The sequence below is a fragment of the Streptomyces sp. NPDC088725 genome, from assembly GCF_044751305.1.
In the GTDB taxonomy this organism is placed as follows: Bacteria; Actinomycetota; Actinomycetes; order Streptomycetales; family Streptomycetaceae; genus Streptomyces.
On the sequence record NZ_JBIVLO010000009.1, the window covers coordinates 81,771 to 98,142 of the forward strand.

General features: G+C 69.7%; 13 protein-coding genes. 8 read left to right on the plus strand and 5 right to left on the minus strand.

Annotated features, from left to right (window positions below):
• Positions 1–38 precede the first annotated feature (38 nt).
• Together ilvC and serA are read left to right on the plus strand one after the other, a co-directional pair.
• Complete coding sequence (gene ilvC, locus ACIP6N_RS22495; protein WP_401818026.1) at positions 39–1,037, plus strand: ketol-acid reductoisomerase; 999 nt, start codon at positions 39–41, stop codon at positions 1,035–1,037.
• A 249-nt stretch (positions 1,038–1,286) separates the two neighbouring features.
• Positions 1,287–2,879 carry a phosphoglycerate dehydrogenase gene (gene serA, locus ACIP6N_RS22500; protein WP_401818028.1) on the plus strand — a complete coding sequence of 531 codons (1,593 nt, stop codon included), beginning with the start codon at positions 1,287–1,289 and terminating at the stop codon, positions 2,877–2,879.
• A 106-nt stretch (positions 2,880–2,985) separates the two neighbouring features.
• Here the strand turns inward: serA and ACIP6N_RS22505 are convergent, their stop codons facing one another.
• Complete coding sequence (locus ACIP6N_RS22505; protein WP_401818029.1) at positions 2,986–4,158, minus strand: PucR family transcriptional regulator; 1,173 nt, start codon at positions 4,156–4,158, stop codon at positions 2,986–2,988.
• 144 nt (positions 4,159–4,302) lie between these two features.
• On the opposite strand from ACIP6N_RS22505, the gene ACIP6N_RS22510 reads away from it, so the two are divergent.
• Together ACIP6N_RS22510 and pruA are read left to right on the plus strand one after the other, a co-directional pair.
• On the plus strand, positions 4,303–5,229 hold the full coding sequence (locus ACIP6N_RS22510; RefSeq protein WP_401818032.1) for a proline dehydrogenase family protein: 927 nt from the start codon (positions 4,303–4,305) through the stop codon (positions 5,227–5,229).
• A gap of 70 nt (positions 5,230–5,299) precedes the next feature.
• Positions 5,300–6,931, plus strand: a complete 1,632-nt coding sequence (gene pruA / locus ACIP6N_RS22515) for an L-glutamate gamma-semialdehyde dehydrogenase (protein WP_401818034.1) — start codon at positions 5,300–5,302, stop codon at positions 6,929–6,931.
• A 419-nt stretch (positions 6,932–7,350) separates the two neighbouring features.
• Here the strand turns inward: pruA and ACIP6N_RS22520 are convergent, their stop codons facing one another.
• The 3 genes from ACIP6N_RS22520 to ACIP6N_RS22530 form a co-directional block, all read right to left on the minus strand.
• A complete protein-coding gene (locus tag ACIP6N_RS22520; RefSeq protein ID WP_401818037.1) occupies positions 7,351–8,190 on the minus strand; it encodes a DUF1206 domain-containing protein in 840 nt (279 codons plus the stop codon).
• Between the two features lie 100 nt (positions 8,191–8,290).
• Positions 8,291–9,043: a hypothetical protein gene (locus tag ACIP6N_RS22525; RefSeq protein ID WP_401818039.1), complete on the minus strand. Its 753-nt coding sequence runs from the start codon at positions 9,041–9,043 to the stop codon at positions 8,291–8,293.
• Positions 9,040–9,378: a PadR family transcriptional regulator gene (locus tag ACIP6N_RS22530; RefSeq protein WP_401818040.1), complete on the minus strand. Its 339-nt coding sequence runs from the start codon at positions 9,376–9,378 to the stop codon at positions 9,040–9,042. The genes ACIP6N_RS22525 and ACIP6N_RS22530 overlap by 4 nt, the downstream gene beginning before the upstream one ends.
• 311 nt (positions 9,379–9,689) lie before the next feature.
• Between ACIP6N_RS22530 and ACIP6N_RS22535 the strand changes: the two genes are divergently transcribed.
• The 4 genes from ACIP6N_RS22535 (at position 9,690) to cimA (ending at position 14,346) form a co-directional block, all read left to right on the plus strand.
• Positions 9,690–9,833 carry a hypothetical protein gene (locus ACIP6N_RS22535; RefSeq protein WP_401818043.1) on the plus strand — a complete coding sequence of 48 codons (144 nt, stop codon included), beginning with the start codon at positions 9,690–9,692 and terminating at the stop codon, positions 9,831–9,833.
• A gap of 151 nt (positions 9,834–9,984) precedes the next feature.
• Complete coding sequence (locus ACIP6N_RS22540) at positions 9,985–11,025, plus strand: 3-isopropylmalate dehydrogenase (protein WP_401818045.1); 1,041 nt, start codon at positions 9,985–9,987, stop codon at positions 11,023–11,025.
• Between the two features lie 231 nt (positions 11,026–11,256).
• Complete coding sequence (locus ACIP6N_RS22545; protein ID WP_401818048.1) at positions 11,257–12,345, plus strand: branched-chain amino acid aminotransferase; 1,089 nt, start codon at positions 11,257–11,259, stop codon at positions 12,343–12,345.
• A 393-nt stretch (positions 12,346–12,738) separates the two neighbouring features.
• Positions 12,739–14,346 carry a citramalate synthase gene (gene cimA / locus ACIP6N_RS22550; protein WP_401818050.1) on the plus strand — a complete coding sequence of 536 codons (1,608 nt, stop codon included), beginning with the start codon at positions 12,739–12,741 and terminating at the stop codon, positions 14,344–14,346.
• Positions 14,347–14,394: 48 nt separating this feature from the next.
• Here the strand turns inward: cimA and ACIP6N_RS22555 are convergent, their stop codons facing one another.
• Positions 14,395–16,287, minus strand: a complete 1,893-nt coding sequence (locus tag ACIP6N_RS22555) for a ricin-type beta-trefoil lectin domain protein (RefSeq protein WP_401818052.1) — start codon at positions 16,285–16,287, stop codon at positions 14,395–14,397.
• Between the last annotated feature and the right edge of the window lie 85 nt (positions 16,288–16,372).

Genomic DNA, 16,372 nt, shown 5'->3' on the forward strand with positions numbered 1-16,372 from the left:
CGGTGGGACGCAACACCCGTACACCAAGGAGAGACCCAGTGGCCGAGCTGTTCTACGACGACGATGCCGACCTGTCCATCATCCAGAACCGCAAGGTCGCGGTCATCGGTTACGGCAGCCAGGGCCACGCCCACGCGCTGTCGCTCCGTGACTCGGGCGTCGATGTCCGGGTCGGTCTGCACGAGGGCTCCAAGTCCAAGGCCAAGGCCGAGGAGCAGGGCCTGCGCGTCGTGTCGGTGGAAGAAGCCTCCGCCGAGGCCGACGTCATCATGATCCTGGTCCCGGACCCGCTGCAGGCCGAGATCTACGAGAAGTCCATCAAGGACCACCTGAAGGACGGCGACGCGCTGTTCTTCGGCCACGGCCTCAACATCCGCTACGGCTTCATCAAGCCGCCGGCCAACGTCGACGTCGCCATGGTCGCGCCCAAGGGCCCGGGTCACCTGGTGCGCCGTCAGTACGAGGAGGGCCGCGGCGTTCCGTGTATCGCGGCCGTCGAGCAGGACCCGTCGGGCAAGGCGTTCCCGCTGGCCCTCTCGTACGCGAAGGGCATCGGCGGCACCCGCGCCGGCGTCATCAAGACGACCTTCACCGAGGAGACCGAGACCGACCTGTTCGGTGAGCAGGCCGTGCTCTGCGGTGGCACCGCCGCGCTGGTCAAGGCGGGCTTCGAGACGCTGACCGAGGCCGGTTACCAGCCGGAGATCGCGTACTTCGAGTGCCTCCACGAGCTGAAGCTGATCGTCGACCTCATGTACGAGGGCGGCCTGGAGAAGATGCGCTGGTCGGTCTCCGAGACCGCCGAGTGGGGCGACTACGTCAGCGGCCCGCGTGTCATCACCGACCAGACCAAGGTCGAGATGAAGAAGATCCTGGCCGAGATCCAGGACGGTACGTTCGCCAAGAACTGGATGGACGAGTACCACGGCGGTCTGAAGAAGTACAACGAGTACAAGAAGGCGGACAGCGAGAGCCTGCTGGCCACCACGGGTGCCGAGCTGCGCAAGCTCATGAGCTGGGTCGACGAAGAGGCGTAAGCGGCCCTCGCCTCCGCTCCGGCTCCGGCCCCGATCCACCGGGGCCGGAGCCGTTTTCCACGTACGGGTGATCCTGTGCTTTCAGGACGGGATCACTGTGCGCATACGGCACTACACTGCTCAACACATCCGCGTCAGGCCCACAGCGTCGTGCGTCTTTTACGCGGCCAGGCCCGCAAGGGCATGGCACCCCTCCACCGCATGCGGCCGTCGGGACGGCCGTCCGCAATGGGACTTGTGAGGACTCACGTGAGCTCGAAACCTGTCGTACTCATCGCTGAAGAGCTTTCGCCCGCCACTGTCGACGCACTCGGTCCTGACTTCGAGATCAGGCACTGCAACGGCGCCGACCGCGCGGAACTGCTGCCCGCCATCGCCGACGTGGACGCGATCCTCGTCCGCTCCGCCACCAAGATCGACGCCGAAGCCGTGGCCGCGGCGCACAAGCTCAAGGTCGTGGCCCGCGCCGGAGTCGGCCTCGACAACGTCGACGTGTCCGCCGCCACCAAGGCCGGCGTGATGGTCGTCAACGCGCCGACCTCCAACATCATCACCGCCGCCGAGCTGGCCTGCGGCCTGCTGATCGCCACCGCGCGCAACATCCCCCAGGCCAACTCCGCGCTCAAGAACGGCGAGTGGAAGCGCTCGAAGTACACGGGCGTCGAGCTGAGCGAGAAGACGCTCGGTGTCGTCGGCCTCGGCCGGATCGGTGTGCTGGTCGCCCAGCGCATGTCCGCCTTCGGCATGAACATCGTGGCGTACGACCCCTACGTGCAGCCCGCGCGCGCCGCGCAGATGGGCGTCAAGCTCCTCACGCTGGACGAACTGCTCGCGGTTTCCGACTTCATCACCGTGCACCTGCCCAAGACCCCGGAGACGGTGGGCCTGATCGGCGACGAGGCGCTGCACAAGGTCAAGCCGGCCGTGCGGATCGTCAACGCCGCGCGCGGCGGGATCGTGGACGAGGCGGCGCTCGCCTCCGCGCTCAAGGAAGGCCGCGTCGCCGGCGCCGGTCTCGACGTGTACGCGAAGGAACCCTGCACGGACTCCCCGCTGTTCGAGTTCGACCAGGTCGTCTGCACCCCGCACCTCGGCGCGTCGACCGACGAGGCGCAGGAGAAGGCGGGCATCGCGGTCGCCAGGTCCGTACGGCTCGCGCTCGCGGGCGAGTTGGTGCCCGACGCGGTCAACGTCCAGGGCGGGGTCATCGCCGAGGACGTACGCCCGGGGCTGCCGCTCGCCGAGAAGCTGGGCCGGATCTTCACCGCCCTCGCGGGCGAGGTCGCGGCCCGCCTCGATGTCGAGGTGTACGGCGAGATCACCCAGCACGACGTGAAGGTGCTCGAACTGTCCGCGCTCAAGGGCGTGTTCGAGGACATCGTCGCCGAGACCGTGAGCTATGTGAACGCCCCGCTGTTCGCGCAGGAGCGCGGCGTCGAGGTCCGTCTCACCACGTCGAGCGAGTCCCCCGACCACCGCAACGTGGTCACGGTGCGCGGCACCCTCGCGGGCGGCGAAGAGGTCTCCGTCTCCGGCACGCTGGCAGGTCCCAAGAACCTCCAGAAGGTCGTCGCGATCGGCGAGTACAGCGTGGATGTCGCGCTCGCCGACCACATGGTCGTACTGCGCTACGAGGACCGTCCCGGCGTCGTCGGCACGGTCGGCCGGATCCTCGGCGAGGCCGGTCTCAACATCGCCGGGATGCAGGTCTCCCGCGCGGAGGAGGGCGGCGAGGCCCTCGTCGTGCTCACCGTCGACGACAGCGTGCCGCAGGCGGTGCTGTCGGAGATCTCCGAGGAGATCGGCGCGGCGTCGGCCCGCTCGGTGAACCTCACCGACTGATCGCCTTCCGTTCCGCACGTACGCCCCCGAGGGGCCCGGCCACCGGCCGGGCCCCTCGGCCGTGCCGGGGAGTCCGGGCCGGGCAGCCCAGGAGCCCGGCGACCCGTCAGAGGTGCGACGCCTTCAGGGACATGTGCAGCAGCAGCCGGTCCTCGCCCTCGTCCAGATCGAGGCCCGTCAGCTGCTCGATCCGGGCCAGCCGGTAGTAGAGCGTCTGGCGGTGGATGCCGAGCGCCGCCGACGTGCGGCCGGCCTGGCCCGCGCAGTCGAGGAACACCTCCGCCGTGTGCGCCAGTTCGCCGTGGTCCGGGGTCATCAGCGGGCGCACGGCCGGGTCCGTGCCCGGCGGGAGAGCCGTGAGCATGCGGTACGGGCCGATCGACGGCCACTGCGCCACCGGACCCAGACGCGGCTGGGCGGTGGCCGCCCGCGCCGCGGAGACCGCTTCGTGCCACGCGGCCGGCAGCTGCGCGAGGCCCCGGCGCGGGTCGGAGGCCCCGGCGAGAGCCGTCGTGCCCCGGCCGCCGGCGCCGCCCGCGCGCTCGCGCAGCCGGGCCGTGGCGGCGAGCGCGGGGAGCAGCGCGTCCGCCGAGCGGAGCCGTACGAGCAGGGCCAGCGCCTCCGGGGAGTCGGCGGCGGGCTCGCGCGCGGGAGCGGCGGGCAGCGTGCACAGCGCCGCCGTGCCGGGGACCGCGCGTACCTGGGGCTCCTCACCGTGCCAGGGCGTCACACACAGCACCACATGCAGCCCGTCCGCGCTCGGCCCCAGCGCCGTGTGCAGCTCGGTCACCGCCATGTCGCGCTGCCAGCCGGGAGCCGACGTCAGGACCGCGCGCAGCTCGCGCGCCAGGTCGGCGCCCGCGCGCCGCTCCTCGGCGAGCAGATCGCCGATCCGTGACGTCACCTCCATGGCCGCCGCGAGCCGGGAGTCCCCGAGGCCCGGATCAGAGCCGTCGAGCAGCCAGACGTAGCCGAGCACCATGCCCCGGTGGCGTACGGGCAGACAGATCCGCCCGCGGTACACCCCGGCGTCCGGTGCGGCGGGGATACGGACGGGCCCGGTCGCCCGCGTGATGCCGAAGCCCTCGAACCAGTCCCGGACAGCGGGGGTGGACTTCCTGGTCAGGATCGAGCGGGTCCTGACCGGGTCCATCGCCGTGTCGTCGTCGCTGTCGTGCGCGCCGAAGGCGATCAGTCCGAAATCCCGGTTCTCCAGCGTGGCGGGCACCCCGAGCAGTGCCGAGATCTCGTCCACGAGTTCCTGATAATCGTCCTTCACCCGGACATTCTCCCACCGCTTTCAGACATATGTCTGAGATACCGCCCACGGATGCGTGACAGCTGTCGATGGCAGAGGATCGGAGCGGTCCCTAGGTTTCACAGTGGTTCTCCGTGTTCCGATCTCTCTCCGTGGAGGTGCCCTGTGCTGGGTCCCGTGATACTCGCCGCGTCGCGCAGCGACAGCATGCGCCGTGCCGTGTCGGCCGCGCCGGTCACCAAGCCCGTGGTGAGCCGCTTCATCGCCGGGGAGTCCGTCGAGGAGACGACCCCCGTCATCGAGACCATGGCCGACCGCGGTCTGGAAGTCACCCTGGACGTCCTCGGTGAGGACATCACCGACCCGGCGGAGGCGCGCCGGGCCCGGGACGCCTACCTGCGACTGATCGAGGCCCTCACCCCGCTGAACCTCGGCCCCCGCGCCGAGATGTCGGTGAAGCTGTCGTCCTTCGGACAGGGGCTGTCCGGCGGGCACGACCTCGCGCTCAAGAACGTCACCCCGGTGATCGAGGCGGCCTCCGCGATCGGCACCACGGTCACCCTCGACATGGAGGACCACACGACCGTCGACTCGACGCTCGCCATCCACGCCGAGATGCGCGAGCGCTTCCCGGAGACCGGCGCCGTCGTCCAGTCGTACCTCTTCCGCACCGAGGACGACCTGCGGGCGCTGGCCGCCGCCGGTTCCCGCGTGCGGCTGGTGAAGGGCGCCTACAAGGAGCCCGCCTCCGTCGCGTACCAGGACAAGGCCGACGTCGACAAGGCGTACATCCGGGGCCTCAAGATCCTGATGGCCGGCGAGGGCTACCCGATGATCGGCTCGCACGACCCGCGGATCATCGCGATCGCCCAGGAACTCGCGCACCGCGCCGGCCGTAAACTCGATCAGTACGAGTTCCAGATGCTGTTCGGCATCCGTGAGGCCGAGCAGCAGCGACTGGCCGCAGAGGGACACCGGATGCGGGTGTACATCGCGTACGGCACCGACTGGTACGGCTACTTCATGCGCCGCCTCGCCGAGCGCCCCGCCAACCTCGCGTTCTTCCTGCGCTCGCTGGTCAGCCGCGGCTGAGCCGCGCATGCGCTCGCTCTTCCCCGCCGCACCCGCCAACTGACCTACTGATGAAGGAGATTCGGCACCCATGGACGCAGTGACCCAGGTTCCCGCGCCGGTCAACGAGCCGGTGCACGGCTACGCCCCCGGTTCCCCGGAGCGCGCCCGGCTCGAAGTGAAGCTCAAGGAACTGGCCGAGAACCCCGCCGACCTCCCGATGACCATCGGCGGCGTGAAGCGGATGGGCGGCGGCGCGCGCGTCGACGTCGTACAGCCGCACAACCACAAGGCCGTCCTCGGTACGTTCGCCGGCGCGACCGAGCAGGACGCGCAGGACGCGGTCGACGCGGCCCTCGCCGCCGCTCCCGCCTGGCGCGCGATGTCCTTCGACGACCGCGCGGCGATCATCCTGCGCGCGGCCGAGCTGCTGTCCGGCCCGTGGCGCGAGACGATGGCCGCCGCCACGATGCTCGGCCAGTCGAAGACCGCCCAGCAGGCGGAGATCGACTGCCCCTGCGAGCTGGTCGACTTCTGGCGCTTCAATGTCTCGTACGCCCGTGACCTGCTGGCCGAGCAGCCGCCGGCCAACTCGCCCGGCGTGTGGAACCGCCTCGACCACCGCCCGCTCGAAGGCTTCGTCTACGCGATCACGCCGTTCAACTTCACCGCGATCGCCGGCAACCTGCCGACCGCGCCCGCGCTGATGGGCAACGTCGTGGTCTGGAAGCCGTCCCCCACGCAGACCTTCGCGGCCGTGCTGCTGCTCGAACTGCTGGAGGAGGCCGGGCTGCCGAAGGGCGTCATCAACCTGGTGACCGGCGACGGCATCGCCGTCTCCGACGTGGCGCTGAACCACCCGGAGCTGGCGGGCATCCACTTCACCGGCTCGACCAAGACCTTCCAGCACCTGTGGAAGACGGTCGGCAACAACATCGAGAAGTACCGCTCCTACCCGCGCATCGTGGGCGAGACCGGCGGCAAGGACTTCGTCGTCGCCCACCCGAGCGCCGACCGCGCGGTCCTCAAGACCGCGCTGACCCGCGGCTCCTTCGAGTACCAGGGCCAGAAGTGCTCGGCCTCCTCCCGCGCGTACGTTCCCGCCTCGATCTGGAACGACGGCTTCAAGGAAGAGTTCGCGGCCGAGGTCGACTCGCTCACCATGGGCGATGTCACCGACCTCTCGCACTTCATGGGCGCCGTCATCGACGAGCGTGCCTTCGCGAAGAACAAGGCCGCGATCGACCGCGCCGCCGAGGACCCGGCGTGCACGATCATCGCGGGCGGCACGTACGACGACTCGGTCGGCTACTTCGTCCGCCCGACGGTCATCGTCTGCACCGACCCCGAGAGCGAGGTCTTCACGACCGAGTACTTCGGGCCGATCCTCGCCGTGCACGTCTACGACGACGCGGACTACGAGTCGGTGCTCACGCAGTTGGAGTCGGTGTCGGCGTACGCGCTGACCGGCGCCTTCATCGGCAACGACCGCGCCGCCGCGGCGCACGCGATGGAGAAGCTGCGCTACGCGGCCGGCAACTTCTACATCAACGACAAGTCGACCGGCGCCGTCGTCGGCCAGCAGCCGTTCGGCGGCGGCCGCGCGTCCGGTACGAACGACAAGGCGGGCGCCCCGCAGAACCTGATGCGCTGGACGCTGACCCGCGCCATCAAGGAGTCGCTCATCTCCCCGACGGACTACCGCTACCCGCACATGGGCTGACGGCACCCCGTCCCACCCACGCCGCCCCCGCACCGGTCCCCCGCCGGTCCGGGGGCGGTATCCATTCCCGGCCCCACCCGCCGCCGCGGGGACAAGACGGCAACGCGACGTCGGGGGGAATGGCCGTCCCGAACCCGCAGCAGGAGAACGACGCGAGGGGGGCGGGGGCGGAGGGGACAGGTGTCCGGGACACTTGCGCGTGATTTGTGGCGCGTTCACCGGCCCGCGCCCGAAGAACAACCCGCACGCGCCGTAAATCATGCGTCCCGGATGCCTGTCTCCGGAGTCCTCGCACCCCGCCCCACAACCCCGCACCCCAACGAGCCCGCACACGCGCACGCACGCGCACGCACGCACCCGCACGCACCCGCGAGCCCGCCCGCGCAGGCACCCGCACCGCCAAGCGCAAGCGCCCCGCGTCAGACCCGGCGCCAGCGGGCCATCCCGAACGAGAACAGCCCGAACAGCGCGAGCCCCACCGCGACGAGCGCCAGCAGCCAGGGTCCCGCCGGAGTGTCGGTGAAGGTGCGCAGCGTGTCGTCGAAACCCTTGGCCTTGTCCGGCTCGTACTCGACCGCGGCCTGGACCACGAACACCCCCACCGCGGCGAAGAGCACGCCACGGCCCACGCCGCCCGCGATGCCCGTCACATCGACGTACCGCCGTGCCGTACGGGACATCTCGCCGAGCTTCAGATGCTTGTGGAAGCTGCGCATCGCCGCGCGGACGCCGATCCAGACACCGGTCGCCGCGATCGCCACACCGGCGATCCCGACGATCCACCTGCCGCCCGGCCACTCCATCGCGCGGGCCGTGATGTCCTGGGACTGCTGATCGCTCGAGCCGCTGCCGCTGCCCTTGTCACCGGCGGCGAACGCCAGGACCGAGTAGGCCATGAACCCGTAGAAGACGAAGCGTCCCGCGGAGAAGACGCGCTTGGTCGCCTTCCCGCCGTCGGAGCCAGCCGCTCCGACCAGCGCCTCGGAAAGCCGCCACAGCGCCATCCCGACCAGACCGATGCCCAGGATCCACAGCAGGACCGAGCCCATGGGCTTCTTGGCTATCTCCGCGAGCGCGCCGCCCCGGTCGGCCTGCTCGCCACCGCCGCCGAACGCGATCTGCAGGGCGAGCACCCCGATGAGCAGGTAGATCACCCCGCGCGCGCCGAAGCCCCAGCGGGCCGCCACATCCATCGCCGTACTGTTGGCCGCCTGCCGGGCCTTGCCGCTGCCACTGAGTGTCGTCGTGCGTGCGTTCATCGTTGTTGACCTCCGGTGTCCGGGTGCCCCGGTCCACCGGACGGAAACGGCGGCCCCGGCGCCCCCCGGCGCCGGCGCCGCGCTCCCTGGTCCGGGAGCGTCAGCTCCCGGAGGTCCTGGCCACATCGCGCCGTATGCCCCGCATCGTCAGGACACCGCCCACCACGGCACCGACCACTGCCCCGGCCAGGAATCCCGGCTCAGTGACGTCGGCGTCCGCCACCATCAGGTATGTCACGACCGCGGCGACGGCCAGCAGCCAGAAGGCCAGCGTCAGGACGTACGTACGGCTCAGGAAGATCCGCCGGGCGGGCTGCGCCGGGGTCGAGGACAGCTCGGCGGCCGGGCCCGTCGTCGCGGCGGCCGGGCGCTTGTAGTACGTCAGGAACAGCCACGAGCCGCACGGCTCCCAGCCCTCGGGCGCCAGCTCCGCCGAGACCCCGGCACGTTCGCGCGCGTTGTTGGTCACCTCGCGGCGGTACTCCCAGCGCATGGCCGCGTCCGGGACGCGCCGGCTCACGAACAGCCCGAGCCGGTCGATCCGTTCGACCTCCCAGCCCTGGGCGCCGTACTCGTTCAGCAGCCGCCTGTCGGTGTAGATGTCGGCGGTCCACTTCCAGGTCTCCGCCTCCGCCGCGGGCTCCTCGTCGCCCGCCGCCCCCGTGCCCGCCGCCCCCGTACCCGTCAGCCGCGCGGCGAACTCCGCCGCGGGGCCGAACTCGTCGAGCGCCGTCGTACCCGTCTCCGCGAGATAGCCGGTCAGATCGCCGACGGTCGCGGCGGCGCGCTCCTCCGGCACGCCCGCGGCGCGCAGGGCCTGGTCGAGTTCCTCGAAATAGGCGTGGTCGGTCATGACGCTCCCCCTCGGTGCAGCATGGTGGTGACGCTGGTGTGGAACTCCAGCCACGCGCCGCCCTCGGCGGCGAGATGGCTCCGGCCCTCACCGGTGAGCCGGTAGTAGCGGCGGCCGGGCCCGCGCTGCGCGGCCCGGAACTCCCCGACGGCCAGGCCGGCTTCCTCCAGCCGGTTGAGCACGGGGTAGAGGGTGCCGCCCTTGATCTCTCCGACCCCGGCCTCCGCGAGCGCCTTGGCGATCTCGTATCCGTAGCTCTCGCCCTCGGTGAGGCAGGACAGGACGAGGAGATCGAGGACTCCCTTGAGCCAGCTGGATCTGCGGTCTGCGGCCATGGGTGTATTCCACCACCACCTAGATAGGAATACAACCTAGTTTGGCCCGACGCCTTCGCAAGTTCCCGCTGATGCCTTCGAGTGAACGCCGTCTCAGATAGTAGGAAGTCCGAGTAATTGTGGAGACAGAACGGCTTCGCTCACCTAGCTTTGTAGGAGCCGAACGAATCGCTCCATCAGCGAATGGCGGTTGTCGGCGCGCACCCCTGGCAGGCGACCCCTGCGGCGCGCGCCCCCGCCTCTTCCGGCGCCTCGCAGATGCCTCATGCGGTTTCCCCGCGTGGCTCAGCTATGTCAAGGAGTCGATCATCATGGCCGAGACGACTGTCCGCCGCCGCGTTCGTCACACTCCCCGTACGAGCGAGTCCGACCGTACGAATGTCCGCAAGAACGCCGCCGATGCCCTCCAGCGTGCTCTCGACCGCAGGGACAACGGCGGCTCGACCGGCCACTGACCGGCCGCCCCCTCGGCTCAGCGCAGACGCGACGCGGACCGGTGCCCGAGCCGGTCCGCGCGTGATCGCAAGCGCGGAACACGGGCCGACACGGTGTCCACAGAATGGACAGCACGTGTCACCCGTTGGGACGGGGGAGTACGGTACCGGCATGTCTCGCAGCCTCAATCTCGCAGTGGTTCCCGGTGACGGCATCGGTCAGGAGGTCGTCGCCCAGGGCCTGAAGGTCCTCCGCGCCGTCCTCCCGCAGGATGTGAAGCTGGAGACCAAGGAGTACGACCTCGGCGCGAGCCGCTGGCACCGCACCGGAGAGACCCTCCCGGACGCGGACCTCGACTCCCTCAAGACCCATGACGCGATCCTGCTCGGCGCGATCGGTGATCCGTCGGTGCCGTCCGGCGTCCTGGAGCGCGGGCTGCTGCTGAAGCTGCGCTTCGCGTTCGACCACTACGTGAACCTGCGTCCTTCGAAGCTCTTCCCGAACACGGACTCCCCGCTGGAGGGCCGTCCCGAGATCGACTTCATCGTCGTCCGCGAGGGCACAGAAGGCCCGTACACCGGCAACGGAGGCTCACTGCGCACCGGCACGCCCGCCGAGGTGGCCACCGAAGTGAGCCTCAACACGGCGTACGGCGTGGAGCGGGTCGTGCGGGACGCGTACGAGCGGGCCAACGCCCGTCCGCGCAAGAAGCTGACGCTGGTCCACAAGAACAACGTCCTCGTCTACGCCGGTCACCTGTGGAAGAACATCTTCGACCGCGTGGGCAGGGAGTACCCCGAGGTCACCACCGACTACCTGCACGTCGACGCCGCGACGATCTTCTTCGTCACCCAGCCCGAGCGCTTCGACGTCATCGTCACCGACAACCTCTTCGGTGACATCCTGACCGACCTGGCTGCCGCCATCAGCGGAGGAATCGGTCTCGCCGCGTCCGCGAACATCAATCCGGACCGCACCTTCCCGTCCATGTTCGAGCCGGTCCACGGCTCGGCCCCGGACATCGCGGGCCAGGGGAAGGCCGACCCCACGGCCACCATCCTCTCCGTGGCCCTGCTGCTGCGGCACCTCGGCTTCGACGCCGAGGCCGTCCGGATCGAGGAGGCAGTCGCGGCCGACCTCGACGCGCGGGACGGCGCGGCGCGTACGACCACCGAGATCGGTGACGCGCTCGCGGTACGCGTAGCGAGCTGACCCGTCGACTTCCCACAGCCGCCGGGTTCTCGGAACCCGGCGGCTGTTCTCTTTCGCTGCCACCGGGTGCCACCATCATTCTGTGGGCCGCGTTCACCCCGTTCTCCGCGCAGTCCTGCCCCCGGGCGATAATCGGACTGGGCCGCGGCATGCGGGAATGCCCGGACGTCCTCGAGGCAGTAGCGGCATGAACGCGGTCCGTCACACACAACCGGTGAAGGACGAGTATTCATGAACACGCCCACGATCGAGCTGAAGCCGACCGCGACCCCCTTGTCCGACGCGGAGCGCGAGGCGATCCTGGCCGACCCCGGGTTCGGCCGTCACTTCACCGACAACATGGTGACCATCAAGTGGACCGAGGGCCGCGGCTGGCACGACGCGCAGCTCGTGCCGTACGGTCCGCTCTCGCTCGACCCGGCGAACATGACCCTGCACTACGCGCAGGAGATCTTCGAGGGGCTGAAGGCGTACCGCGGCCCCGACGGCTCGGTCGCCACCTTCCGTCCTGAGGCCAACGCCACCCGTTTCCAGCGCTCGGCCCGCCGGCTCGCGATGCCGGAGCTGCCCGTCGAGACCTTCATCGCCGCCTGCGACGCGCTGGTCCGGCAGGAGAAGAAGTGGGTGCCCGAGCACGGCGGCGAGGCCTCGCTCTACCTCAGGCCGTTCATGATCGCGACCGAGGCCGGTCTCGGTGTGCGGCCGGCGAACGAATACCTCTTCCTGGTCATCGCCTCGCCGGCCGGCGCCTACTTCCCGCGCGGTGTGGAGCCGGTCTCCGTCTGGCTCTCGGAGAACTACGTCCGCGCGGTCCCCGGCGGCATGGGCTTCGCCAAGACCGGCGGCAATTACGCGGCCTCCCTGCTCGCCCAGGCCGAAGCGGCCGAGGAGGGCTGCGACCAGGTGGTCTGGCTGGACGCGCTGGAACGCCGCTGGGTCGAGGAGATGGGCGGCATGAACCTGTACTTCGTGTACGGGGACCGCATCGTCACGCCCACGCTGACCGGCTCCCTGCTCGCGGGCATCACGCGTGACTCGCTGCTGAAGCTGGCGTCGGACCTCGGCTACAGCTCCGAGGAGGGACGTATCTCCACCGAGGACTGGCGCCGCGACACGGAGAACGGCACGCTCACCGAGGTCTTCGCCTGCGGCACCGCCGCCGTCATCACGCCGGTCGGCCTGGTCAAGTCCGCCGCGGGCGAGTGGACGCAGTCGGACGGCCGTCCCGGCGAGGTGACGATGAAGCTGCGCGAGGCGCTGCTGGACATCCAGCGCGGCACGGCGGCGGACACCCACGGCTGGATGCACCAGCTGGGCTGACGGCCCCGCGAAGACAGCCCCCGCGACGCCGGTACGACACCGCCGTACGACCGCGTACGGTCGCCGCCGAGGCCCGTACCTGGGACGATTCCCGGGTACGGGTCTCAGCGCCGACCGAATCGTGAGACGACTCTTCGTATGAACGTGAGACGTGCGAAACTCGACTCGTGCTCTCGTTCGCCATGATTATTGGCAGCAAGCGCGCCGGTCCGCAGTGACTGCCTCGTACCACCATGTACGGAGCGGCCATCGTGCCTCAGACCCGCGCGCAGACCTCTCGCACCCGCGAGGGGTTTTTTCGTTTTCCGGCCCCACCCCGGCCGAAGACGGGACGCACGCGCAGACGGGGGCAAGTGGAGCCAGAACATCCACTCGACAGGGAGCAAAGCCACCATGAGCACAGAGTCCACGGAGACCGACGACAGTTTTCATGTCTTCGACACCACACTCCGTGACGGAGCACAGCGCGAAGGCATCAACCTGACGGTCGCCGACAAGCTGGCCATCGCCCGTTATCTGGACGAGTTCGGCGTGGGCTTCATCGAGGGCGGCTGGCCCGGCGCCAACCCGCGTGACACCGAGTTCTTCTCCCGGGCCACGCAGGAGATCCACTTCCGGAACGCGCAGCTCGTCGCCTTCGGCGCCACCCGGCGCCCCGGTGCCAAGGCCTCGGAGGACCCGCAGGTCAGGGCGCTGCTCGAATCCGGCGCTCCGGTGATCACCCTGGTCGCCAAGTCCCACGACCGCCATGTCGAACTGGCCCTGCGCACCACCCTCGACGAGAACGTGGCGATGGTCCGCGACACCGTCTCGTACCTGCGCGAGCAGGGCCGCCGCGTCTTCGTCGACTGCGAGCACTTCTTCGACGGCTACCGCGCCAACCCGGAGTACGCCAAGTCCGTCGTACGGGCCGCGTCCGAGTCCGGTGCCGAGGTGGTCATCCTCTGCGACACCAACGGCGGCATGCTGCCCGCCCAGATCCAGGCCGTCGTCTCCACCGTCCTCGCCGACACCGGCGCCAGGCTCGGTATGCACGCCCAGGACGACACCGGCTGCGCGGTCGCCAACACCCTGGCGGCCGTCGACGCGGGCGCCACCCATGTGCAGTGCACCGCCAACGGCTACGGCGAGCGCGTCGGCAACGCCAACCTCTTCCCCGTCGTCGCCGCCCTGGAGCTGAAGTACGGCAAGAAGGTGCTGCCGGACGGCGCGCTGGCCGAGATGACCCGGATCTCGCACGCCATCGCGGAGGTCGTCAACCTCGCCCCGTCCACCCACCAGCCGTACGTCGGCGTTTCCGCCTTCGCCCACAAGGCGGGGCTGCACGCCTCGGCGATCAAGGTCGACCCCGACCTGTACCAGCACATCGACCCCGAGCGCGTCGGCAACACGATGCGGATGCTCGTCTCCGACATGGCGGGCCGCGCCTCCATCGAGCTGAAGGGCAAGGAACTCGGCATCGACCTCGGCGGCGACCGCGATCTGGTCGCCCGGGTCGTGCGCCGCGTCAAGGAACGTGAGCTGAAGGGCTATACGTACGAGGCCGCCGACGCCTCCTTCGAACTCCTGCTGCGCGAAGAGGCGGAGGGCCGCACCCGCGGCTACTTCCGTACGGAGTCCTGGCGCGCGATCGTCGAGGACCGCCCGGACGGTACGCATGCCAACGAGGCCACCGTGAAGCTGTGGGCCAAGGGCGAGCGCATCGTCGCCACCGCGGAGGGCAACGGCCCGGTCAACGCGCTGGACCGGGCCATGCGCGTCGGCCTCGAACGCATCTACCCGCAGCTGGCCAAGCTGGAGCTGGTGGACTACAAGGTCCGCATCCTGGAGGGCAGGCACGGTACGGAGTCCACCACCCGGGTGCTGATCACCACCGGCGACGGCAGCACCGAATGGTCCACGGTCGGGGTCGCGGAGAACGTGATCTCGGCGTCCTGGCAGGCGCTGGAGGACGCGTACACGTACGGACTGCTGCGGGCCGGGGTCGAACCGGCGGAGTAGAGACACCCCGTACGGTCCGCCCCGGCCCGGGGCGCCGGTGCCTGAACCTCAGCTCCGGAGCTGCCACTTCTGGTTGGCGGCTCCGGTGCAGGTCCAGATCTGCACCTTGGCGCCGTCCGCGGGGGAGTTGTCCACGACGTCGAGGCACTTGTTCGCCGCCGCGTTGACGAGATCACCGGCGGATTCGAGTCTCCACTGCTGCGCTCCGGACCCGTTGCAGTCGTAGAGCTGTACCTTCGCGCCGTCCGCCACCGAACCGGCGTTGACGTCCAGGCACTTGCCGAGCCCCTGGATGGAGCCGTCGGGCTTCACGGACCACTGCTGAGCCGCCGAGCCGTTGCAGGTGTAGACCTGCGCGGCGGCGCCGTTGGCGGTGGAACCACCCGCGATGTCAAGGCACTTGCCGCCGAGACCGGTGATCGTGCCGGTCTGTGCCGGGGCGCTGCCCGACTGGGTGCCGGCCCAGGTGAAGGTCGCGGAGGTCTTGCCGGGCAGCGAGTAACCGAACTTCTGGCCGCCCCAGTTGACCTGCAGCTGCTGCGCCGACGAGGAGTCGTTGTACGCGATGAGCGCCTTGGAGCCGTCCGGGTTCTGCCAGGCGACGTTCGGGACCGAGGAGGAGGCGGTGGACGCGATCCGGTAGGCGCCGGGCTTCACGAACTTCGTGAGGTGGCCCATCGTGTAGTACTCGACGGTGTAGTCGACCTGACCGCTCCTGCTGCCGCCGTTGTTCACCGTGATCAGCCCGGTGCAGGTGCCGCAGCCGCCGTTGTGCGGGCCCATGTTCTGGTCGACGGCCAGACTCCACTTGACCACGCTCTGGCCCCAGTTGCGGGTGTAGTCGACCAGGTTGTTCATGTCCTCCTGCTGCTGGTTGCCGACCCAGGTACCGCCGGAGTGCTCGGTGTCGAACGCCGGCACGGTGGGGTACTGGTTGTGGACCGTCGTCTGGATGTCGATGCCGCCGGTGTAGCCGTGGTACGCGATCCCGCCGAAGTTGGGGTCGTTGCGGATCGCCGCGTCGTCCACGGTGGGCGCGGCGTAGCCGGCGTAGGAGTCCGGATTCCAGTCCAGGGCCAGCACCTTGGTGGAGAGGTTCGCGCCGTGCAGAGCGGGCAGCAGGCTGTTCTTGGTGAAGTAGGCGAGCCCGGAGCCGTTCCACTGCATGGACGGGTAACCGGCGCAGCACGTCGGCTCGTTCTGCGCGGAGATGTAGTCGATCGGGACGCCGGCCGACTGGTACGCCTGGATGTACTTGACGAAGTACTGGGCGTACGCGCCGTAGTACTGCGACTGGAGCCAGCCCTGGCTCATCGCATCGTTGTCCTTCATCCAGGCGGGTGCGCTCCACGGCACGGCCATCACCTTGACGGCGGGGTTGAGCTGCTTGGCCTGCTGGGTGAGCGGCAGTACGTCGGCCTGGTCGTGCGAGATGGAGAACTGCGCGAGGTTCGGGTCGGTCTGCCCGGCCGGCATGTCGTCGTACGTGTAGTTGCCCCGGGCCAGGTCGGAGGCGCCCATGGGGTTGCGCAGGAAGGTCAGGCCGATGCCGTCGGTCGGTGAGAACAGCTTCTTCATGGTGTCGTCGCGGGTCGCCTGAGAGAGGGCGCCGCTGCTCTTCATCAGCCAGGCGGCGGTGTCGGTGAAGGACGCTCCGCCGCCGGTGAACTGCTGGTATTTGGTGCCCTCGTCGACGGTGATGTTGGTGCCGCTGCCGCCGTTGCCCGACTGGAAGGCGATGGGGGTCTGCTGCTGGAGACCCCGGGTGACATGGCGTCCGCCGGCGTCGTCCGTCGTCGTCAGCCAGATGTTCACCGGTTCGCCGGCGGCCTGCGCGGTGCCGGCGGTGAGGCTCGTGAGGCCGGTGAGTCCGGCGGTGGCGAGGGCTCCGGCGAGGAGCCTTCTCACGAGTCTTCGTCCGCGGCCAGTCGTTCTCGACATAGGTCTGCTGCCCTTCTCGGCACAGGTGGGGGGTGACGCGTGGGTCCGTGCGGCGTGAGTGAACTGCCGTTGGGAACTCCCGTCA